Source organism: Streptomyces sp. NPDC015345 (assembly GCF_043078805.1).
GTDB lineage: Bacteria > Actinomycetota > Actinomycetes > Streptomycetales > Streptomycetaceae > Streptomyces.
Map to the genome: position 1 here is coordinate 1,065,196 of NZ_JBIBTX010000001.1, position 20,734 is coordinate 1,085,929.

The 20,734-nt window shown below is 72.1% G+C and carries 16 protein-coding genes; 15 read left to right on the top strand and 1 reads right to left on the bottom strand.

All coding sequences use genetic code 11. The features are described 5' to 3' along the window. Nucleotides 1–84 precede the first annotated feature (84 nt). From ACF062_RS04815 to ACF062_RS04885, 15 genes are all read left to right on the top strand, one after another. Nucleotides 85–1,173, top strand: coding sequence for a mechanosensitive ion channel family protein (locus tag ACF062_RS04815; protein WP_392135675.1), 1,089 nt, complete (start codon nt 85–87; stop codon nt 1,171–1,173). Between the two features lie 127 nt (nt 1,174–1,300). Further along, nucleotides 1,301–1,921, top strand: coding sequence for a Uma2 family endonuclease (locus ACF062_RS04820; RefSeq protein ID WP_392135678.1), 621 nt, complete (start codon nt 1,301–1,303; stop codon nt 1,919–1,921). Between the two features lie 158 nt (nt 1,922–2,079). Beyond that, nucleotides 2,080–3,267, top strand: a complete 1,188-nt coding sequence (locus tag ACF062_RS04825; protein WP_392135680.1) for an ROK family protein — start codon at nt 2,080–2,082, stop codon at nt 3,265–3,267. A gap of 48 nt (nt 3,268–3,315) precedes the next feature. Then, nucleotides 3,316–4,656, top strand: coding sequence for an ABC transporter substrate-binding protein (locus tag ACF062_RS04830; RefSeq protein WP_392135683.1), 1,341 nt, complete (start codon nt 3,316–3,318; stop codon nt 4,654–4,656). A gap of 13 nt (nt 4,657–4,669) precedes the next feature. Further along, complete coding sequence (locus ACF062_RS04835) at nt 4,670–5,611, top strand: carbohydrate ABC transporter permease (protein ID WP_392135686.1); 942 nt, start codon at nt 4,670–4,672, stop codon at nt 5,609–5,611. Between the two features lie 6 nt (nt 5,612–5,617). Next, nucleotides 5,618–6,526 carry a carbohydrate ABC transporter permease gene (locus ACF062_RS04840; protein ID WP_392135688.1) on the top strand — a complete coding sequence of 303 codons (909 nt, stop codon included), beginning with the start codon at nt 5,618–5,620 and terminating at the stop codon, nt 6,524–6,526. Between the two features lie 8 nt (nt 6,527–6,534). Then, a complete protein-coding gene (locus ACF062_RS04845; RefSeq protein WP_392135691.1) occupies nt 6,535–7,800 on the top strand; it encodes a 6-phospho-beta-glucosidase in 1,266 nt (421 codons plus the stop codon). Next, entirely contained in the window at nt 7,791–8,783 is a 993-nt protein-coding gene (locus ACF062_RS04850; RefSeq protein ID WP_392135694.1) for an N-acetylglucosamine kinase, read from the top strand. The genes ACF062_RS04845 and ACF062_RS04850 overlap by 10 nt, the downstream gene beginning before the upstream one ends. 270 nt (nt 8,784–9,053) lie before the next feature. Then, nucleotides 9,054–10,511, top strand: a complete 1,458-nt coding sequence (locus ACF062_RS04855) for a hypothetical protein (protein WP_392136528.1) — start codon at nt 9,054–9,056, stop codon at nt 10,509–10,511. A 32-nt stretch (nt 10,512–10,543) separates the two neighbouring features. Further along, nucleotides 10,544–11,536 carry a glutamate ABC transporter substrate-binding protein gene (locus ACF062_RS04860; protein ID WP_392135697.1) on the top strand — a complete coding sequence of 331 codons (993 nt, stop codon included), beginning with the start codon at nt 10,544–10,546 and terminating at the stop codon, nt 11,534–11,536. 85 nt (nt 11,537–11,621) lie between these two features. After that, nucleotides 11,622–12,941 (top strand): hypothetical protein, encoded by a 1,320-nt coding sequence (locus tag ACF062_RS04865; RefSeq protein ID WP_392135700.1) that lies wholly within the window; start codon nt 11,622–11,624, stop codon nt 12,939–12,941. After that, the gene (locus tag ACF062_RS04870; protein ID WP_392135703.1) at nt 12,938–15,478 is read left to right on the top strand and encodes a tetratricopeptide repeat protein; all 2,541 of its coding nucleotides are present in this window, start codon (nt 12,938–12,940) and stop codon (nt 15,476–15,478) included. Before ACF062_RS04865 ends, ACF062_RS04870 begins: the two co-directional genes overlap by 4 nt. 3 nt (nt 15,479–15,481) lie before the next feature. After that, on the top strand, nt 15,482–16,777 hold the full coding sequence (locus tag ACF062_RS04875; RefSeq protein ID WP_392135706.1) for a protein phosphatase 2C domain-containing protein: 1,296 nt from the start codon (nt 15,482–15,484) through the stop codon (nt 16,775–16,777). Nucleotides 16,778–16,847: 70 nt separating this feature from the next. Further along, entirely contained in the window at nt 16,848–18,203 is a 1,356-nt protein-coding gene (locus ACF062_RS04880; RefSeq protein ID WP_392135708.1) for a VWA domain-containing protein, read from the top strand. A gap of 97 nt (nt 18,204–18,300) precedes the next feature. Further along, nucleotides 18,301–19,653 carry an FHA domain-containing protein gene (locus ACF062_RS04885; protein ID WP_392135710.1) on the top strand — a complete coding sequence of 451 codons (1,353 nt, stop codon included), beginning with the start codon at nt 18,301–18,303 and terminating at the stop codon, nt 19,651–19,653. Between the two features lie 33 nt (nt 19,654–19,686). Here ACF062_RS04885 and ACF062_RS04890 read toward each other — a convergent pair whose 3' ends face one another. Then, nucleotides 19,687–20,655, bottom strand: a complete 969-nt coding sequence (locus ACF062_RS04890; RefSeq protein ID WP_392135711.1) for a methyltransferase domain-containing protein — start codon at nt 20,653–20,655, stop codon at nt 19,687–19,689. Nucleotides 20,656–20,734: the final 79 nt, after the last annotated feature.

Below are 20,734 nucleotides of genomic sequence, written 5' to 3' on the forward strand. Positions count from 1 at the left end.
TGCCCCGTTAGTGTGGTGTGTCTGCCCGCTTCCCCCTTGACTTCTCGTCCGCCGGGCAGGCCGCGATACCTGGAGGTACCTGCCGTGTTCTTGTCCGTCCTGTCGGCAGCCGGAACGGACCCGGACGACACGTCGACGCCGAAGCCGCCCACGTTCGAGGACGCCCAGGAGAGCGCCACGAACGCGGCGAGCTGGGTCGAGCAGAACTGGTCCACGTGGCTCGGCATCGGCCTGCGCATCGTGCTGATCGTCACGATCGCGGTCGTCCTGCGCATCCTGGTCCGGCGTGCCATCACCAAGCTCATAGACCGCATGAACCGCACCGCGAACGCCGTGGACGGCACGGCGCTCGGCGGCCTCCTCGTGAACGTGGAGCGCCGCCGCCAGCGCTCGCAGGCCATCGGGTCCGTGCTCCGCTCGGTGGCGTCGTTCCTGATCCTCGGCACCGCGGCCCTGATGATCCTCGGCGCCTTCGAGATCAACCTCGCCCCGCTGCTCGCCTCGGCGGGTGTGGCGGGCGTGGCGATCGGTTTCGGCGCCCGCAACCTCGTCACGGACTTCCTCTCCGGTGTCTTCATGATCCTGGAGGACCAGTACGGGGTGGGCGACACGATCGACGCGGGCGTCGCCTCCGGCGAGGTGATCGAGGTGGGCCTGCGCGTGACCAAGCTGCGGGGTGACAACGGCGAGATCTGGTACGTCCGCAACGGCGAGGTCAAGCGCATCGGCAACCTCTCGCAGGGCTGGTCCACGGCGGGCGTCGACGTCACGGTCCGCCCGGACGAGGACCTCGACAAGGTGAAGGCGACCCTGGCGGAGGTCGGCGAGACCATGGCCAAGGACGAGCCGTGGAACGAGCGCCTGTGGGGCCCGGTGGAGATCCTCGGCCTGGACAGCGTCCTCCTGGACTCCATGGTGATCCGTGTCTCGGCGAAGACGATGCCGGGCAAGTCCCTGGGCGTCGAGCGTGAGCTGCGCTGGCGCATCAAGCGGGCCTTCGACGAGGCGGGCATCCGCATCGTGGGCGGCCTGCCGCTCCAGCCGGGAGAGGACGCCGCGGCCGCGGACCCGTCAGCGGGCATGGCGGCCCCCTCCGCGTACGCCTCGACGACCTCCCCGCAGTCCCTGGCGGCCTCCCCGATACCGCCGCCCCCGCCGCACCTGTCGAAGTAGACCCGGCGGTCCCCCGTCCGGGTGAACCGCGCATGACCTTCCCCGGGCGCCCGCTGGGCGCCGCCATGCTCCCGCTGGGGCACCCGGAACGGGCGTAGCCTGGCATCAGCGACAGGGAGGGCCTGCGATGAGCTCCGATCCCATCACGGAGCCGAGCATGCTGCCGCAGCAGGACCCCATCGATCTACTGATCGCGTTCGAAGAGGCATCCGAGGTGCCGATTCGTCCCGAGTACTTCGAGGGGATGGGCATCGTGCCACCACAGGCCGACGACGAGCACAACGACGTGGCCTTCGAGTTCTGCTTCCAACTGCGCTTGGCCGGCGTCCGCCTGGTCGGCATGGGCAATGGCTACCGTGTCGGCCCCAGGGGCGGCCCCACCACGGCTCTGGTCGCCCCCGACTTCTATGTGCGCCGCCGCAGGCCCACGGAGCTCGACGAGACGTCCCGCGAGGCTCACCTGGGCTGGTACTCCGCTGAGCTGCTCGCTCTTGTGGGCGAGGTCACCTCCAGCAACCACGAGACCGACACCGGCCCGAAGTACCGCACCTACGCCGCCGCGGGCGTCCCCGTCTACGTCCTGTTCCACCGCCAGGACGGCAAGGCGTACGCCTACTCCGACCCGGTCCAGGAGGAGGACCCCGCCAAGGCCCACTACGCCACCAAGGTCGAGGTCGAGCTGGGCCACCCGCTGCCGCTCCCCGAGCCCTACCCGAAGCTCGACACGGCGTTCCTCGTGGAGGAGTAGCGCCCGCGAACACACCGTGCAACACCCCGCCCCCGCAGGTAACGACTTGGTTGCCGCGGGGGCCTCTTCTATTGACGGCCTGTTCACGCCAGCCGTACGGTCCTCACCAATTGGAAAGTTTCCTAACAGTTAGTGGCCACGGAAGGGCAGGTGCCGTCATGGCAGCGGGAGGCAGCACGCCGGGAACCCCGGGTACGCCGCGCGTCCTGCGCGCCATGAACGACCGCGCCGTCCTGGACCTGCTGGTCGCCCACGGCCCCCTCACCCGCACCCGCATCGGTGAGCTGACGGGCCTGTCCAAGCCGACCACCTCGCAGCTCCTCGGGCGGCTCGAAGCCGCCGGGCTCGTGCACACCACCGGCAGCCTCAGCGGGCGGCCGGGGCCCAACGCCCTGCTGTACGAGATCGACCCCGGCGCCGGGCACGTCGCGGCGCTGTCCGCCGACCCGACCGGCATCACCGCCCTCGTCGCCGACATCACCGGCACCGTCCTCGGCACCGAGCGGGTCGAGGCGGACTCCGACGGGCGCGTCGCCGAGGACGTGCGCCACCGCACCGCCCAGCTCGTCGCGGAGGCCGTCGACGGAGCGCTGCGCCAGGCGGGCCTCGGCCACGACGACCTGCGGGCCGCCGTCATCGGCACCCCCGGCGCCATCGACCCGCGCACCGGCCAGCTGCGCTACGCCCCGCACCTGCCGGGCTGGCACTCGCGGACGCTGCGCGACGACCTCGCCGCCGTCCTCGGCACCCCCGTCGACATCGAGAACGACGTGAACCTGGCCGCCGTCGCCGAGCAGTACGAAGGCGCCGCCCAGGACCACGACAACTACGTCCTGACGTGGCTCGACGAAGGCGTCGGCGCCGCCATCGTGCTCGGCGGCACCCTGCTGCGCGGCGCCACCGGCGGCGCGGGCGAGATCGGCTACATGCCGCTGCCGGGCGCCCCCCTGGTGCGCAGAGGCTCGCAGGAGAACCGCGACGGCGGCGGTGACGGCGGCTTCGAAAGCCTCGTCTCCGCGTACGTCGTGCGTGAACTCGGGGGCCCGGGCGGGACGCTGGCGGACGTCATGGCCGACGACGGCACGCTCGGCGAAGTCGCGCGGCGCATCGCCACCGGCATCGCCGCCGTCGTCGCCGTCGTGGACCCCGAACTCGTCGTGCTCTCCGGCTCCGTGGCCCAGGCGGGCGGCGACAAACTGCGCGCCAGGGTCGAGGAGGAGCTGACCGGGCTCGCGCTGCCCCGCCCGGAGATCCGCATCAGCGAACTGAACGGCGACCCGATCCTCACCGGCGCCCTCCGCTCCGCCCTCACCCAGGCCCGGGACCAGGTCTTCGACACCGCCTGAGCCCCGCCCCAGCCCGTAGCTCCCTCCTCCCCGTAAAGGAAGCCCGCCATGCCGCGATGGCGCATGCCCACCTGCGCGTCCGCGGCGCTCGCCGCAGCCGGCCTGTTGCTCTCCGGCTGCGCCAACCCGAGCGTCGGCAGCGCGAACGACGACCCGACCAAGCCGGTCACCCTGAAGTTCTGGCACGGCTGGGCCACGCCCGGCGAGGTCAAGGCCGTCGACGACAGCATCGAGCGGTTCGAGAAGCTGCACCCCAACATCAGGGTGGAGTCCACCGGGAACGTCACCGACACCACCGTCAACCAGGCGCTGCGCGCGGGCGGCGACAAGGCCCCGGACGTGGTGTCGTCCTTCACCACCAACAACGTCGGGCAGTACTGCGACTCCGGGATGTGGGTCGACCTCGACCCCTTCATGAAGAAGACCGGCGTCGACAAGCGCGAGGTCTTCCCCAAGACGCTGCTCGACTACACCAGCTACCAGGGCAATCAGTGCGCCCTCCCCCTCCTCGCCGACGCCTTCGGCATGTACTACAACAAGGACGCCTTCGAAGAGGCCGGCATCGAGCGGCCGCCGCGCACGATGTCCGAGTTCGAGCGGGTCGCCAAGAAGCTCACCGTGCGCCGCGGCAAGGACTCGTACGAGCGGGTCGGGTACATGCCCAACTTCCGGCTCTACCAGAACAGTCCGGACCGCCTCTTCGCGCAGTGGGGTCCCAAGTACTTCGACGCGGACGGGAATTCGCGGCTCGCCGAGGAACCGGCGACCTACGACTTCCTGAAGACCGCCCGACAGCTCGCCGACGCGCAGGGCGGCTTCGACGACCTGGAGAAGTTCCGGCTGTCCTTCGGCGACGAGATGTCCAGCCAGAACGCCTTCCTGACCGGCAAGCTCGCCATGCACCTGGACGGCGAGTGGCGCGGGCTCATGCTGAAGGACGCCAAGGCCGACTTCGACTGGGGGGTCGCGCCGCTGCCCGTCCCCGACGACCAGGCGGACACCTACGGACGCGGCTTCATCACCGGCACGGTCGCCGGCATCGCGCACAGCAGCAAGCACCAGAACGCGGCGTGGGAGCTGGTGAAGTTCCTGACCACCGACACCGATCAGGTGGTGGACTTCGCCAACGCAATCCACAACGTGCCGTCCACGTACGCGGCGCTCAAGTCCCCGCGCCTGGACGCCGATCCGACGTTCCGCACCTTCTTCGAGATCCTGGAGAACAAGCACAGCGAGGCCCTGCCGCCCTCCACGAACGGCGGCTCCTACATCGTCTCGCTGGCGGACTTCGCGTACTCCGTCGAAGCCGGGCGCGCGGGAGATCTGCGCGCGGGCCTGAAGAAGCTCGACGACCAGATCGACGCCGACACGCTCCAGTCGAAGAGCTGAGGACCCCTGAGCCATGGCACGTTCCCTGACACTCTCCCGCCCCGCGCGCCGCAGACTGCGCACGCTCGGCTTCCTCTCCCCCTGGCTGGTCGGCTTCAGCGTCTTCTTCGCGTACCCGCTGATCGCGACCGTCTACTTCTCCTTCATGCACTACAACCAGATCAAGGAGCCCACCTTCGTGGGCCTCAGGAACTGGACGTACGTGTTCGACCAGATGCCGCTCTTCGGGCCCGCCCTGTGGAACACCCTGTGGCTGGTCGTGATCATGGTGGCGCTGCGGGTGGTCTTCGGACTCTCGCTCGGACTGCTCATCACGAAGATCAAGACGGGCGCCGGGTTCTTCCGCACCGCCTTCTACATCCCGTATCTGGCCCCGCCGGTGGCCGCCACCGTCGCCTTCGTCTTCCTGCTCAACCCGGGCACGGGCCCGGTCAACGAGATCCTCGGCGCGATCGGGATCTCCGGGCCCAACTGGTTCAACGACCCGGACACCGCCAAGCCCTCGCTGGTGCTGCTCTCCCTGTGGGGCATCGGCGACCTGATGGTGATCTTCATGGCCGCGCTGCTCGACGTACCCAAGGAGCAGTACGAGGCCGCGGAGCTGGACGGCGCCGGGGCGTGGGCCAAGTTCCGCTACGTCACCTGGCCCTCGATCACGCCGATCGTGATGTTCGCGGTGGTCACGGGTGTCGTGCAGACCATGCAGTACTACACGCAGGCCCTGGTCGCGGGGAAGGTCGCCTCCGGCGTCAGCATCGGCCCCGGCTCGGTGATCCAGCCCGGCTATCCGGAGCACTCGACCCTCACGGTCCCCCAGCTCGTCTACTCGATGGGCTTCCAGAACTTCAACACCGGCGCCGCGTGCGTGCTCTCGCTCGTGCTCTTCGCCATCGCCATGGCCGTGACGATGCTCCTGATGCGCAAGCGTTCCGGGCTGCTCTCGGCGGAGGACTGAGGACTCATGACGACTACCGCTCTCAGCGCGCCGGCCGCGCCCGAACGCACCGCCGCCCCGCTCCGGGGCCCCGCCGCCGCCCGCGCCCGACGCAAGCGGATCCTGCACTGGATCGCCGTACACAGTGTGGCGATCGCGGTCGCGCTGCTGTTCGTCCTGCCGTTCGTCTTCGTCTTCCTGACGTCGGTGATGAGCGACTCCCAGGCGATGAGCGGCGAGCTGTGGCCGGACTCCTGGCACTGGTCCAACTACAGGACGGTGTTCGACACACCCGGCTTCCTGGACTGGTGGCGCAATTCGCTCCTGTACGCGGGGCTCGGCACCCTCCTCACCGTCTGCTCGGCGATCCCCGTGGCGTACGCGCTCGCCAAGTTCCGCTTCCGCGGCCGGCGCACCGCGATGATGCTCGTCATCTCCACGATGATGCTGCCGCCGCAGGTCATCGTGATCCCGATGTACCTGGTGTGGGCGCAGCAGCTGCACCTGTCGGGCACGCTGTGGCCGCTGATCATCCCGATGGCGTTCGGCGACGCGTACTCGATCTTCCTGCTGCGGCAGTTCCTCCTGACCATTCCCAAGGAGTACATAGAGTCGGCGAAGGTCGACGGCTGCGGGGAGTTCCGCACCATGGTCAAGATCGTGGTGCCGATGGCCAAGCCCGGCATCGCCGCCATCGCGCTCTTCCAGTTCTTCTACTGCTGGAACGACTACTTCGGGCCGCAGATCTACGCGGCCCAGAACCCCGGCGCGTGGACTCTTTCGTACGGCCTTGAGTCCTTCAAGAGCGCCCACAGCGTCAACTGGAACCTGACCATGGCGGCGACACTGCTCGTCATGGCGCCGGTCATCCTCGTCTTCTTCTTCGCACAGAAGGCCTTCGTCGAAGGCGTCACCCTCACCGGAGTAAAGGGCTGAGACACGTAATGAAGCTCGCAGTGGTCGGCGGAGGGTCGACCTACACACCCGAACTCATCGACGGCTTCGCCCGTTTGAGGGACACCTTGCCGATCGAGGAACTGGTCCTCGTCGACCCGGCCGCGGACCGGCTCGAACTCGTGGGCGGCCTCGCGCGGCGGATCTTCGCCAAGCAGGGCCATCCGGGGCGCGTCGTCACCACGTCCGACGTGGACGCGGGCGTCGCCGACGCCGACGCGGTCCTCCTCCAGCTGCGCGTGGGCGGGCAGGCGGCCCGGCAGCAGGACGAGACGTGGCCGCTGGAGTGCGGCTGCGTCGGCCAGGAGACGACCGGGGCGGGCGGCCTGGCCAAGGCCCTGCGCACGGTCCCGGTCGTCCTGGACATCGCCGAGCGCGTACGGCGTACGAACCCGAACGCCTGGATCATCGACTTCACCAACCCGGTGGGCATCGTGACGCGGGCGCTGCTCCAGGCCGGGCACAAGGCGGTCGGGCTGTGCAACGTGGCGATCGGCTTCCAGCGGAAGTTCGCGAAGCTGCTCGACGTCGCGCCGGGGCAGGTGCATCTGGATCACGTGGGGCTCAACCACCTGACGTGGGAGACGGGCGTACGCATCGGGGGTCCGGGCGGCGACGACGTGCTGCCCAAGCTGCTGGCCGAGCACGGGGGCGCGGTCGCCGAGGACCTGCACATGCCGCGCGAGATCGTCGACCGGCTCGGCGTCGTGCCCTCGTACTACCTGCGCTACTACTACCAGCACGACGCGGTGGTGGAGGAGCTGCGGACCAAGCCGTCGCGGGCCGCCGAAGTGGCGGCGATGGAACGGCAGCTGCTGGAGATGTACGGGGACCCGGCGCTCGACGAGAAGCCGGAGCTGCTGGCCAAGCGCGGCGGCGCCTTCTACTCCGAGGCGGCCGTGGACCTGGCGGCTTCGCTGCTCGGCAACGGCGGCAGCCCCTACCAGGTGGTGAACACCGTCAACAACGGCACGCTGCCGTTCCTCCCCGACGACGCGGTCATCGAGGTGCAGGCCACGGTGGACGGCACCGGCGCGAAGCCGCTCCAGGTGGAGAAGCTCGACCCGCTGTACTCGGGGCTGATCTCCCATGTCACCGGGTACGAGGACCTGGCGCTCCAGGCGGCCCTGCACGGCGGCCGGAACCGCGTCTTCAAGGCGCTGCTCGCCCACCCGCTGGTCGGCCAGTACGCGTACGCGGAGGCGCTCACCGACCACCTCATCGCCCACAACCGGGAGCACCTGGCGTGGGCGTAGGCACGAGTGTGCTCGCGATCGACGCGGGCAACAGCAAGACCGACGTCGCGGTGGTCGCGGCCGACGGCCAGGTCGTCGGCGCGGCCCGCGGCGGCGGGTTCCAGCCGCCGCGGATCGGTGTCGAACCGGCGGTGGACGTGCTGGCGGAGGCGGTGACGCGGGCGCTCGCGCAGGCGGGCGCCGACACCGTCGGCCACGTGTCGGCGTGCCTGGCCAACGCCGACCTCCCGGTGGAGGAGCGGGAGTTGGCGCGGGCGCTGCGCCGGCGCGGCTGGGGCACGTCGGTGCAGGTCTACAACGACACCTTCGCCGTGCTGCGCGCCGGGCTCCTGGAGGACGCGGAGCCGCGGGGCGTCGCCGTGGTGTGCGGCGCGGGCATCAACTGCGTCGGCATGCTGCCCGACGGACGCACCGCCCGCTTCCCCGCGATCGGCCGCATCTCCGGCGACTGGGGCGGGGGCGGCGGCCTCGCCGAGGAGGCGCTGTGGCACGCGGCGCGCGCCGAGGACGGCCGCGGCGGCCCGACCGCACTTCGGGAGGCGCTGCCCGCGCACTTCGGCCTGCCGTCCATGTACGCGCTGATCGAGGCGCTGCACCTGGGGCACATCGCCGCTGCTCGGCGGCATGAGTTGACGCCGGTGCTCTTCGCCACGGCGGCGGCGGGCGACGCGGTGGCGCGCTCGCTGGTGGACCGGATGGCCGACGAGGTCGTCGCCATGTCGACCGTGGCGCTCGACCGCCTGGATCTGCTCGACGAGGAGGCCCCGGTACTGCTCGGCGGCAGCGTACTGGCCGCCCGCCACCCTCAACTGGACGATCGCATCCGCCTGTTGCTCTGCGAACGGGCCCCCAAGGCCCAGCCACGCGTGGTCACAGCCCGCCCGGTCCTGGGCGCGACCCTACTCGGCCTCGACCAGGCAGGGGCACCCTCCGAGACATACGCACGCGTACGAAGCCATTACGAAGGGGGCACGCGGGACTGACGCCGAGGGTGCCCGCGCCCTCGCCGGCCTCGCCCAACACGGCGGCGCACACCGGCGCCTGGCGGCGGTTCCCGCGTGCGCCGCGTGCGCGGGCGGGAACCGAACCTCTCCCCCATACGTGTTCAAAGGCAGGGATCCGCGCAAGATCGCGACAAGGCCTGTGCGGATGTCAGTCCCTGGGGCAATACTTGCGGCCGTGCACTTCTTCCCGCGCCGCGTGCGTCGGGCGGGAGGAACCGTCCGATGACCAAGGGGGAGGTCGAGGTCAAGGTGACATATCCGCCGAACGGCAGCGCGGCGCCGCCAGGGGCACCCGCGCCGCCCACGCCGACGATGCCCGCCGTGCCGCCGCAGGGGCCGCCGCCCGAGCCCGCCGCCGCCGCGCCGCGCCGTACCGCCTGGGCCGAGGGCACCGACCGGCTGCGCGCCGCCGCGACCACGGAGCCGGGCAGGCTGCGCATCATCGGTGCCGTCCTCGCCCTGCTCGTCGTGGCGTTCGGCGCGGTCACCACCTGGCAGATGACGGAGCGCTCCACCGCCGCGGACGACGTGCTGCGCCGCAGCCAGCCGCTGAGCGCCGACGCCGCGGCCATCTACCGCTCCCTGGCGGACGCCAACACCGCGGCGTCCAGCGGCTTCCTGGCGGGGGGCCAGGAACCCGCCGCCGTCCGCGACCGGTACGAGCGCGACATCGAGCGGGCCTCGCAGAAGCTCGCCACCGCCGCGGCAGCCGCCGGCTCGGACTCCTCCTCGGCCACGGCCGTCGGCAAGCTGAACAAGCTGCTGCCCCAGTACACGGGCCTGATCGAACGCGCCCGCGCGAACAACCGCCAGGGCCTGCCGCTCGGCGGCGCCTATCTGCGCTACGCCAACGACAAGATGCAGACGCAGATGCTCCCGGCCGCCGAGAAGCTCTACAAAGCGGAGAACGCCCGCCTGAACTCCGACTACGGCAACGCCAAGCCCTACCCGTGGTTCGCCATCTCCCTCGGCGTCCTCGCGCTCGCCGCCCTCGTCTGGGCGCAGCGCCGCAACTACCGCCGCACGAACCGGGTGTTCAACCACGGGCTGCTCGCCGCGACCGCCGCCACCACGGTCGTACTGCTCTGGCTGGTGGTCGGTCACACCTTCGCCCGCTCGGGGCTCAACGACTCGTACGACCACGGCGTGCGGTCCCTGAACGTCCTCAACGACGCCCGCATCAGCTCGCTGAAGGCGCGGGGCGACGAGAACCTCACGCTGGTCAGCCGTGGCGCGGAGACCACCGAGGTGGCGGGCGAGACCGAGGACAAGTTCGACGTCTCCTACCGCGCACAGATGAAGCGGCTCGGTGACGCCGAGAGCGGCCTGCTGGGCAGGGCCGCCGACCTCGCCGACGACCCGGACGGCGAGCGCCCGGTGGCCGAGGCCGCGAAGAACGTGGGCGTCTGGAAGGACCGCCACAAGCAGGCCCGCTCCAGCGACGACTCCGGTGACTACCAAGGAGCGCTCGACAAGATCATAGGCGGCAAGAACGACCGGGGCGCCCAGCCGACCGGCGAGTGCTTCGACAACGTGGACGCGGCCCTGGACCGCGCCCTCGGGCACGAGCAGCAGGAGTTCAAGCGGGCCGCCGAGGACGGCAGGGGCGCCATGACGGGACTGCCGGTCGGCGCCGCCGTGCTCGCGGTCCTCGGCGCGGCGGGCGCCGTACTCGGCATCGGCCGCAGGCTTTCGGAGTACCGGTGATGGGGCCAGAGGTGGAAGGGGGCGCGCAGACGATGCGTACACGACGTGGCACGGTCAGGCTGCGCGGCTGGGGCGGAGTCGGTGCGATGGGGGTCGCCTGCGCCCTGACGGGTGCGCTCGCGCTGGCCCTGCCGCACAAGGACGGCGGCGCGGCGACGGCCGACGCCGGCACCGGCGTCACGGTGGCCGCGCCCGCGCGCGCGGACGCCGACGACTGCAACGACCGGAGCCTGCGCCCCGCGGGCAAGGACGGCCCGGCGATCGACGCCATCAAGAACCGCGAGGTCAAGAAGCTCGTCGTCGGCGTCGACCAGAACAGCTACCGCTGGGGCTACCGCGACCCGAACAAGAAGGGCGGCGAGCTCGAAGGCTTCGACATCGACCTCGCGCGCGAGATCGCCGAGGAGATCTTCGGCGACCGCGACGCCGTGGTCTTCCGCGCCATCCCCACCAACCAGCGCATCCCGGCCATCAAGAGCGGGCAGGTCGACATGGTGGTGCGCACCATGACGGTCAACTGCGAGCGCCTGAAGGACGTCGACTTCTCCACGGGGTACTTCCAGACGGGCCAGCAGGTCCTCGCCCCCAAGAAGTCCGACATCACGGGCTACAACGAAACCCTCAAGGGCAAGAAGGTCTGTTCGGCGGCGGGCTCCATCGCCCTGGAGGAGCTAAAGAAGAAGGACTTCGGCGCCGACATCTCCACCAGGGTGCCCAACCAGCTCGACTGCCTGGTCCGGCTCCAGCTCGGTGAGGTGGACGCCGTGGTGACCGACAGCGCGCTCGCCGCGAGCCAGGCCGCGCAGGACCCGACGGTCGAGCTCAAGGGCGAGGAGCCGTTCACCACCGAGCACTACGGCGTGGCGATGAAGAAGGGCTCGGACGACCTGGTGCGCCGGGTCAACAAGGTGCTTGAGGAGTACCGCGAGGACAGGAAGAACGGCTGGCAGAAGTCCTACGACAAGTGGCTCAAGAGCGGCCTCGGCGAGGTGTCGGGCCCGCCGCGGGCCGAGTACCGCGACTGACGCGAAAACGGCCGCGACCCCCGGAGCGGACAACTGACCCGATGCGACTGAAGTGTTGCGGCAACGCAGAGCGGAGAGGTGATCGATGAGCGTCACGGGACCCCCTGGTCCGGTGATGGACCGGGACGAGGTGGACCGTGCGCTGGCGCGGCTCGACGCCGAGCACGAGGCGATCGAGACCTCGCTGCTCGCCCTCCAGGACCACGCGGGGCGCCGGCTCCTGGAAGGTGCCGCGCTCACCGGCGTCACCCAGGAGCGCTGGGCGGCCACGGAGCACCGGATCACCCTGCTCTGGGCCTACTTCGACGCCTACGCCGGCGCCCTGCGCGCCGCGCACGACCTGCGGGCCCGCAGACGCTGGCTCAGCCGTGACGACCTGGTCGAGCTGACGGAGCTGCTGCGCGGCGAGTCGGTGACCGTCGCGGGCGGCGCCGGGTCCGGCCACTCGCCGTCGGCCACCGGCCCCGCCAAGCTCACCGAGCGGTTCACGCTTGAGAAGCTGGTGGCCCGCATGAACGACCTGTACGCGCACTCCCTCGACATGGTCGTCGCCGCCGACGCCGTCTGGTCGGCGCTGCCCGCCCGCATCGATCTGCTCGCCGCCGAGCTGGCCCGCACCCGCCACCTCGCGCACTCCGTCGGCGTACGCCCCGGGGAGCATCCCGCGGGCGACGACCTGGAGCGCATCACGCGCGCCCTGACCGCCCTGCGCGAGCAGGTGATCAGCGACCCGCTCGCCTTCTGGCAGCGCGCGGAGGGCAGTTCCGCACCCGGCGGCGGCCGCGCGCACACCGACCGGTACGACCGTGAGGCACGCGCCCTGGAGGAGGTGCGCCGCGAGATCGAGGCGGTGCTCACCGTCCGCCAGGACGCGGAGGCCCGCCTCGGCAGGCTGCGCGACGTGCTCTCCCGCGCCGACCGCACCCTCGCCGAGGCCCGCAGCGCCCGCGGCGAGGTCCTCGCGAAGATCGCCGCCTCCGAGGTGCCCGCGGTCAGCGGCCCGCCGACCGCGCTCCAGGAGCAGCTGGCGAAAGCCTCCGACTACCGCAGGAACGCCCAGTGGCACCGCCTCTCCCCGCTCCTGGAGTCCCTGGAGGAGAAGGCCGAGGACGAACTGCTGCGCGCCCGCGAGTCCCTGACCGCCGTCACGGCACCCCTCGCGGTCCGCGCGGAGCTGCGCGGCCGCCTGGACGCGTACAAGGCGAAGGTCGCCCGGCACGGCCACGCCGAGGATCCGCTCCTCGTCGAGCGGTACGACGCGGCGCGCCGGATGCTGTGGAGCGCGCCCTGTGATCTGCGCGTGGCCGAGCAGGCGGTGCTGCGCTATCAGCAGGCGGCCGCCGAGGTGCTCGTGCCGAGGGTCCCGCAGCAGGGCGGGCCCACCGACCGGAGGGGGGAAGCGTGAGCCAACGGCAGTGTCAGCGGCCCGGATGCACGGGGTCGTACGAGGATGTCGGCGGCGGCGAGCTCTACTGCGACACGTGCGGTCTCGCCCCGGTGGTCGCGCCGAACGGATCGGTGAGTTCGCCGCCGACGGGTGTCACGGGCGGCGGCAAGGGCGCGCGGGGCTCCGGCAGTTCGAGCGCCCGCTCGGCATCACGCTCGTCCCGCGCCTCGTCGCGCTCATCCCGCTCGTCCCGTTCGCAGTCCTCGCGCCGGTCGGTCTCGGGGCGGCTCTCCCGCTCCCTGTCGGGCGCCTCGACGTCGCGTTCGGTGTCGGTGCGCAGCTCGGGGTCGACGCCGTCGTCCTCCGGGCGCGGGCGGCTCGGCGTCGGTCTGGTCACCGTGCCGGACGTGCCGCGGCCCGATCCGCGCGGCGCCGTGCAGCAGAACCCCGAGGTGCCCGAGCGCAAGCGGTTCTGCTCGCGCTCGGACTGCGGGGCGCCGGTGGGCCGCGCGCGCGGGGACCGTCCCGGCCGCACCGAGGGGTTCTGCACCAAGTGCGGCCACCCCTACTCCTTCGTACCGAAGCTGAACCCAGGCGACATCGTGCACGGCCAGTACGAGGTCGTGGGCTGCCTGGCGCACGGCGGTCTCGGCTGGGTCTACCTCGCCATCGACCGGGCTGTCTCCGACCGCTGGGTGGTCCTCAAGGGCCTGCTCGACACGGGCGACCAGGACGCGATGGCCGCCGCGATCTCCGAGCGCCGCTTCCTCGCCGAGATCGAGCACGCCAACATCGTGCGGATCTACAACTTCGTCGAGCACCTCGACCAGCGCACCGGCTCCATGGACGGCTACATCGTCATGGAGTACGTGGGCGGCAAGTCCCTGAAGGAGATCGCCAACGGCCGCCGCACGCCCGACGGCAGACGCGATCCGCTGCCGGTCGAGCAGGCGTGCGCGTACGGCATCGAGGCCCTCGAAGCGCTCGGGCACCTGCACAGCCGCAATCTGCTGTACTGCGACTTCAAGGTCGACAACGCCATCCAGACCGAGGGCCAGCTCAAGGTCATCGACATGGGCGCCGTCCGCAGGATGGACGACGACGAGTCCGCGATCTACGGCACGGTCGGCTACCAGGCCCCCGAAGTCGCCGAGGTGGGGCCCTCGGTCGCCTCCGATCTCTACACGGTCGCCCGCACCCTCGCCGTGCTGACCTTCGACTTCCAGGGCTATACGAACGTGTTCGTGGACACCCTGCCCGACCCCGACAACATCGAGGTCTTCCGCCGCTACGAGTCGTTCTACCGCCTCCTGGTGCGCGCCACCGACCCCGACCCGGCCCGCCGCTTCGCCTCCGCGCAGGAGATGGCCGAGCAGCTCACGGGCGTGCTGCGGGAGGTCGTGGCGCTCCAGACGGGCAGGCCGCGCCCCGCACTCTCCACGCTCTTCGGGCCCGAGGTGAAGGTCACCGACACGGAGCTGTTCGCGGAGCTGCCGGGCGAGGTGTCGCGGCTCGGGGTGCGGCCGCTCGTCCCGGCGGGTTCGGGGGCCCGCCGTGAACTGCCGCCCGCGCCCCCGGTGACGGCCATCGTGCGGCCCCTGGACTGCGCGGCGACCGCGCTCGCCCTGCCAGTGCCGCGCGTCGACCCGAACGACCCGAACGCGGGCTTCCTCGCCGGTCTGATGGCGTCCGCGCCGGCCGAGCTGATCACCGCGCTCGGGGCGGCGCCCGCCGACTCCGTCGAGCTCCAGCTGCGCGGCCTGCGCGCGCGGCTCGCGATGGGGGAGGTCGCCTCCGCCGCCGAGGCCCTGGCCGACCTGGAGCGGCGTCATCCGGACGACTGGCGTGTGGTCTGGTACCGGGGCGTCGCGGGCCTGGTCACCGGCGACTTCGAGAGCGCCGCGCTCTCCTTCGACGCGGTCTACGACGCGTTCCCCGGCGAGGCCGCGCCGAAGCTGGCGCTCGGCGTGTGCGCGGAGGTCCTCGGCCAGCTGGACAACGCCGCCGAGTACTACCGCCTGGTGTGGGCCACCGACCCGAGTTATGTGAGCGCGGCCTTCGGCCTGGCCAGGGTGCGGCTCGCCGCCGACGACAGGACGGGCGCGGTGCGCACCCTGGAGTCGGTGCCGGAGTCGTCCATCCACTACACCGCGGCCCGGATCGCGGCGGTGCGGGCGCGTCTTCGTCGTCGTATGGAGGGTCAGGCGGCGGTGCCGGGCGTGGCGTTCCTGGACGACCTGACGGCGGCCGCGGGGCAGATCGAGGCGCTCGCGGGCTTCGGTCTTGACGCGGTGCGCAGGGAGCGCCTGTCGACCGAGGTTCTGGGGACGGCGCTCGACTGGGTACTCTCCGGTAGGCACTCTGGTCACGTATCCGCGCCGCCGGCCACCACCGGAACGCGGACCGTGCTGCTCGGCAGTGATCTGGACGAGCGCGGTCTCCGGTTCGGTCTGGAGCGTTCGTACCGGACACTGGCCCGGCTCGCACAGGGTGGCGAGGAGAGGATCGAACTGGTGGAGCGGGCCAACCGTTTCCGCCCCCGGACGTGGGTGTGAGTGATGTCGCAGATGCCCCAACTGTCTGCCTGCCCCAGCTGCGAGGAGCCGCTGGAGTCGGGTGACCTGTTCTGTGGTGCGTGCGGGTACGACCTGTCGGCGGTGCCGGCCCGTCCCGCCACCTCGCCGGGCGGGTCGGCGGCCGCCACCGGTCAGCCCTCCGAGTGGCCCCTCGCCCCCGAGGCGGACAGCTCCGACACCCCGGCGCCCACCCATCTGCCCACCGACCTGCCGGGCACCGACTCGGCGGGGACGGAGCTGGCGGAGCCGGACGAGTACCCGCTGCCCGCGCCGGAAGCCACCGCCGTTCCAAAAGCCGTGCCCGCCCCGGAAGCCGCCGCCGACCCCCGCACCGCCGCGCCCGACCCCACGCCGCCCGGGGGCACCAAGCTCTGCGTGGCGTGCCGTTCGGGCCGTGTCGACCCGGACGGGTACTGCGAGAACTGCGGACACGCCCAGCCGCGCGAGCGCGACCACATGGAACAGGAGCTCGACACGGTCGCGGCCGTCAGCGACCGTGGCCTGCGCCACCACCGCAACGAGGACGCGTTCGCGATCTCCGCGGCCGCGCTGCCCGACGGCTCCCCCGCCGTCGTCGCGATCGTCTGCGACGGCGTCTCCTCCGCGACCCGCCCCGACGAGGCCTCGCTCGCCGCCTCCCGCGCCGCCAACGAATCCCTCCAGGGCGCGCTGCCGCGCGGCACGCACCCGCAGCAGGCGATGCACGACGCCATCCTGTCGGCGGCCGACGCCGTCAACGCCCTGGCGGACGAGCCCACTTCCGCGCGCGAGCACGGCCCGCACCAGAACGCGCCCGCCTGCACCCTGGTCGGCGCGGTCGTCGCCGGGGGCCTGCTCGTGATCGGCTGGGTCGGCGACAGCCGCGCCTACTGGGTCCCCGACGACCGCAGCGGGCCCACCGTCCGCCTCACCGAGGACGACTCGTGGGCCGCGCAGATGGTCGCCGCGGGCCTGATGAACGAGGCCGAGGCGTACGCCGACGAGCGCGCGCACGCCATCACGGGCTGGCTCGGCGCGGACGCGTACGAACTGGAGCCGCACACCGCTTCCTTCAAGCCGGACCGTGCGGGTGTAGTGGTGGTGTGCACGGACGGACTGTGGAACTACGCGGAAGCCGTCGACGAGATGGCGCGGGCCGTGCCCGCCGACGCCGCGGTCCGGCCGCTGCACAGCGCCCAGGTCCTGGTCGGCCACGCGCTGGACGGCGGGGGCCACGACAACGTAACAGTGGCGGTCGTCCCGTTCCCGTACGCGCCCCAAGGGGCAGGATCGGCCTAGCGCCGTACGGGGGCCGTACCGGGGCTGCCGAGGTTTTGAGGATCCGAGGATCTGAGGGGGAGCAGCATCCATGGCCAATTTCTCGAAGTCGAACGTGCCGCAGTTCTCGGTCGACGTCTACCAGAACGAGTTCCTGCCGGAGGGCGGCCGCGAGGTCAACGCCATCGCGACGGTGACCTCCACCGGAGGCGGGACCGTCGGCTCCGCGGTGAGCGCGCCGCATCTGTACTCCGCGGGGCAGGGTCCGGACGCCGCCGTGGCGATCATGGTCGACTGCTCAGGCTCCATGGACTACCCGCCGACGAAGATGCGGGGCGCGCGGGACGCCACGGCCGCCGCGATCGACGCCCTGCGCGACGGCGTGCGGTTCGCGGTGATCGGCGGCACCCATGTCGCCAAGGAGGTCTATCCGGGCAACGGCCGCCTCGCGGTGGCCGACCCCGCCACCCGCGAGCAGGCCAAGCAGGCCCTGCGCAGGCTCAGCGCGGGCGGCGGCACGGCGATCGGCACCTGGCTGCGGCTCGCCGACCGGCTGCTCGCCTCCGCCGACGTCGCCGCGTCCGCGGTGCGCCACGGCATCCTGCTCACCGACGGCCGCAACGAACACGAGTCGCCCGAGGACCTCAAGGCCGCGCTGGACTCCTGTGCGGGCCGCTTCACCTGCGACGCCCGGGGCGTCGGCACGGACTGGGAGGTGAAGGAGGTCACGGGGATCGCCTCCGCGCTGCTCGGCACCGCCGACATCGTCGCCGACCCGGCCGGGCTCGCCGCCGACTTCACGCGGATGATGGAGGCGGCGATGGGCAAGGAGGTCGCCGATGTCAGCCTGCGGCTGTGGACGCCGGTGGGCGTGGAGATCCAGTTCGTGAAGCAGGTGGCGCCGACGGTCGAGGAGTTGACCGGCCGTCGCACGGAGGCCGGACCGCGCGCCGGGGACTACCCGACGGGGTCCTGGGGCGACGAGTCCCGCGACTATCACATCTGCGTGCGGGTGCCGACCGCCGACCTCGGCCAGGAGATGCTCGCGGCCCGGGTCTCCCTGGTCGTGCCGCAGGCCGACGGCACCACACAGACGCTGTCGCAGGGGCTGGTGCGGGCGGTGTGGACGGACGACATGGCGGCCTCCACCTCCATCAATCCGCAGGTCGCGCACTACACGGGCCAGGCGGAACTGGCGCACGTCATCCAGCAGGGACTCGACGCCCGCAAATCGGGAGATCTCGACGGGGCGACGGCGAAACTCGGCCGCGCCGTCCAGCTGGCCGCCGCCTCGGGCAACGCCGATACCGCGAAACTGCTTTCGAAGGTGGTGGACGTGGTGGATGCCGCGGAAGGTACTGTTCGATTGAAGGCGAAGGTCGCCGAGGCTGACGAGATGACCCTCGAGACCCGGTCGACGAAGACCGTTCGCGTGAAGAAGCAGTAGTACTGAGCAGTGCTGCCCGAGTAGTACTGAACACAAGCAGTCCTGAAAGCGATGCGTACGGCCCTCGGGCCGGATGAGGAGAGGGGGAAGCGCCGACATGCCGACCTGCCCGAACGGACACCAGTCGGGTTCCGACGACTGGTGCGAGGTCTGCGGTCACCGCATGGCCGGTGCCGTACCGCCGCCGCCCCCGCCGCCGCCCGCGGCCGGCTACGGCTACCCGCCGCCGCCTCCCGGCCAGGACCCGAACTTCTCGCAGCCCGCTCCCGGGCGCCCGCACCTGGCCGCCGTGCCGGACCCGGCGCCCGAGGCGGAGCTCTGCCCGCAGTGCCGCACGCCCCGCGAGGCGAACGCGCCGTTCTGCGAGGAGTGCCGCTGGAACTTCCTGACGAACACCGCGACGTCCTACACCCCGGCCGCGCCCATCCGGCCGCTGCCGAACACCCAGGGCGGACCCGGCGCGCCCGCGCCGCGCCCCGGGCAGCCGGGCCACCCCGGGCAGGACCCGTACGAGTACCAGGGCTCGCGCCCCTCGCAGATGAACCGGCCGGCCGAGCCGATCCCGCCGTTCGGCAACGGCAACGGCAACGGCGGCAGGCCGGGTCAGCACGGTCCCGGTCAGCACGGCCCTGGCCCTGGTCAGCCCGGTCCCGGTCAGGCACCGCCCGGCGCTCCGCAGGCCTTCCAGCAGCCGGGTCCGCCCGCGCCGCCCGCCTTCCCGCAGGAGACCGGGGCCCCGCAGGGTCCCCCGCCCCCGCCGCCCGGCTCCGCGGGCCCGTCCTTCGGCGGTGGCGGCGGCGGTGACGACGACTGGGTGATCTCACCGCCGGCGCCCCCGGCCCAGCCGCACGAGCCGTTCCAGCGGCAGGACGTCTTCCAGCAGGTCCCACCGCAGTCGCAGGCCCCGCAGGGCCCGCCGCAGCCGCAGACCCAGCAGGGCCCGCCGCCGCAGCCGCAGACCCAGCAGGGCCCGCCGCCGCAGTCGCAGGACCCCTTCCAGCAGGGGCCCCCGCAGCAGCAGGCACCCCCGCAGCCGCAGTCCCCGGGCACGTGGACGGCGACGATCGGTCCCGACCGCGAGTACTTCAGGGCGATGATGCAGCGCAGCGGCCCCGAGGCGTCGGGCCTGAACCTGCCCGCGTACTCGCCCGAGCAGCAGCGCCCGCTGGCCGGCAGCCAGATCACCATCGGCCGCCGCCGCCACTCCACGGGCGACACCCCGGACATCGACCTGTCGGTGCCCCCGGAGGACCCGGGCGTCTCCCACCAGCACGCGGTCCTGGTCCAGCAGCAGGACGGCAGCTGGGCGGTCGTCGACCAGAACTCGACGAACGGCACCACGGTCAACGGCGGCGAGGACCCCATCCAGCCGTTCGTCCCGGTACCGCTCCAGGACGGCGACCAGGTGCACGTGGGCGCCTGGACGACGATCACGGTCCGCCGCGACTAGCACCCCTTGCCGCGGGCGGCGCGGGCGGTCACCTCACAGTGGCCAGGCGTACGGCCCTTCGGGGTCGTCCAGCCAGGCCCACTCGTACCGCCCGCGCACGCAGACCCCGAAGCGTTCGCGTACCGGACGGCCCTCGCGCTCCCACAGCGCGAGCGCCTCGTGCGGGTCGAGGCTGCCCGCGGTCAGCTCCAGCAGGAACCGGAAGAGCTCGTTCTGAAGAGCCCTGCGCGGCAGCCCCCCGATGTACTGCTCGTGCGGGGCGCCCGTGCCGCCGCCGCGCAGCGGCACGAAGTAGGCGGGCGTGTGCAGGAAGCGCCCCTCGGCGTGCTCGGCGTCCCGTACGGTCAGCGCGATCAGGCCGGTGGCCAGCGGCGCGAGGATCCGGGCGCCCGGGGTGCACTGGGCGAGCCACCGCCGGGGCACCGAGGTGAGGGTGCAGGTGACGATGATCCGGTCGTACGGCGCGCGCTCGGGGCACCCGGCCGCCCCGTCCCCGGTGACCACGGCCGGGCGGTATCCGGCGGCCGCCAGATGCCGCCGCGCGGACTCCGTGATCTCCGGGTCCAGGTCGACGGTGGTGACGTGGTCGTCGCCGAGCCGGTGGGCGAGCAGCGCCGCGTTGTAGCCGGTGCCGGCGCCGATCTCCAGTACGTTGCAGCTCTCTCCTTCTCGTATGTCCAGCTCGACGAGCATCTTCGCCATCAGGGACGGCTGACTGCTGGAGGAGACCAGCTCGCCGTCGCGCACCCGGGTGGCGAGGGGCGCGTCGGCGTAGGCCCCGCGCAGCCAGCGGGCGCGGCGCTCCGGGTCGGGGTCCTCGCCCCACAGCCGTTCGTGGGCCCCGCCCGAACTGGTGGCGTAGTAGTAGGGCACGAACAGGTGCCGCGGCACGGCCTCGAAGGCCGCCCGCCAGGCGGGGTCGTCCCGCCAGGCCCCGCTCGCCTCGATCTCGCGCACGAGGGCGGACCGGACCTCGGTCACGAGTGCAGGATCGGGTTCCATGGCTCCACTGTGCTGCGCGGACGCCGTCGATGCGAGTGGCGGGAAGGTGCGGAGCCGGTGCCCGGGGCCGGTGGTCCTA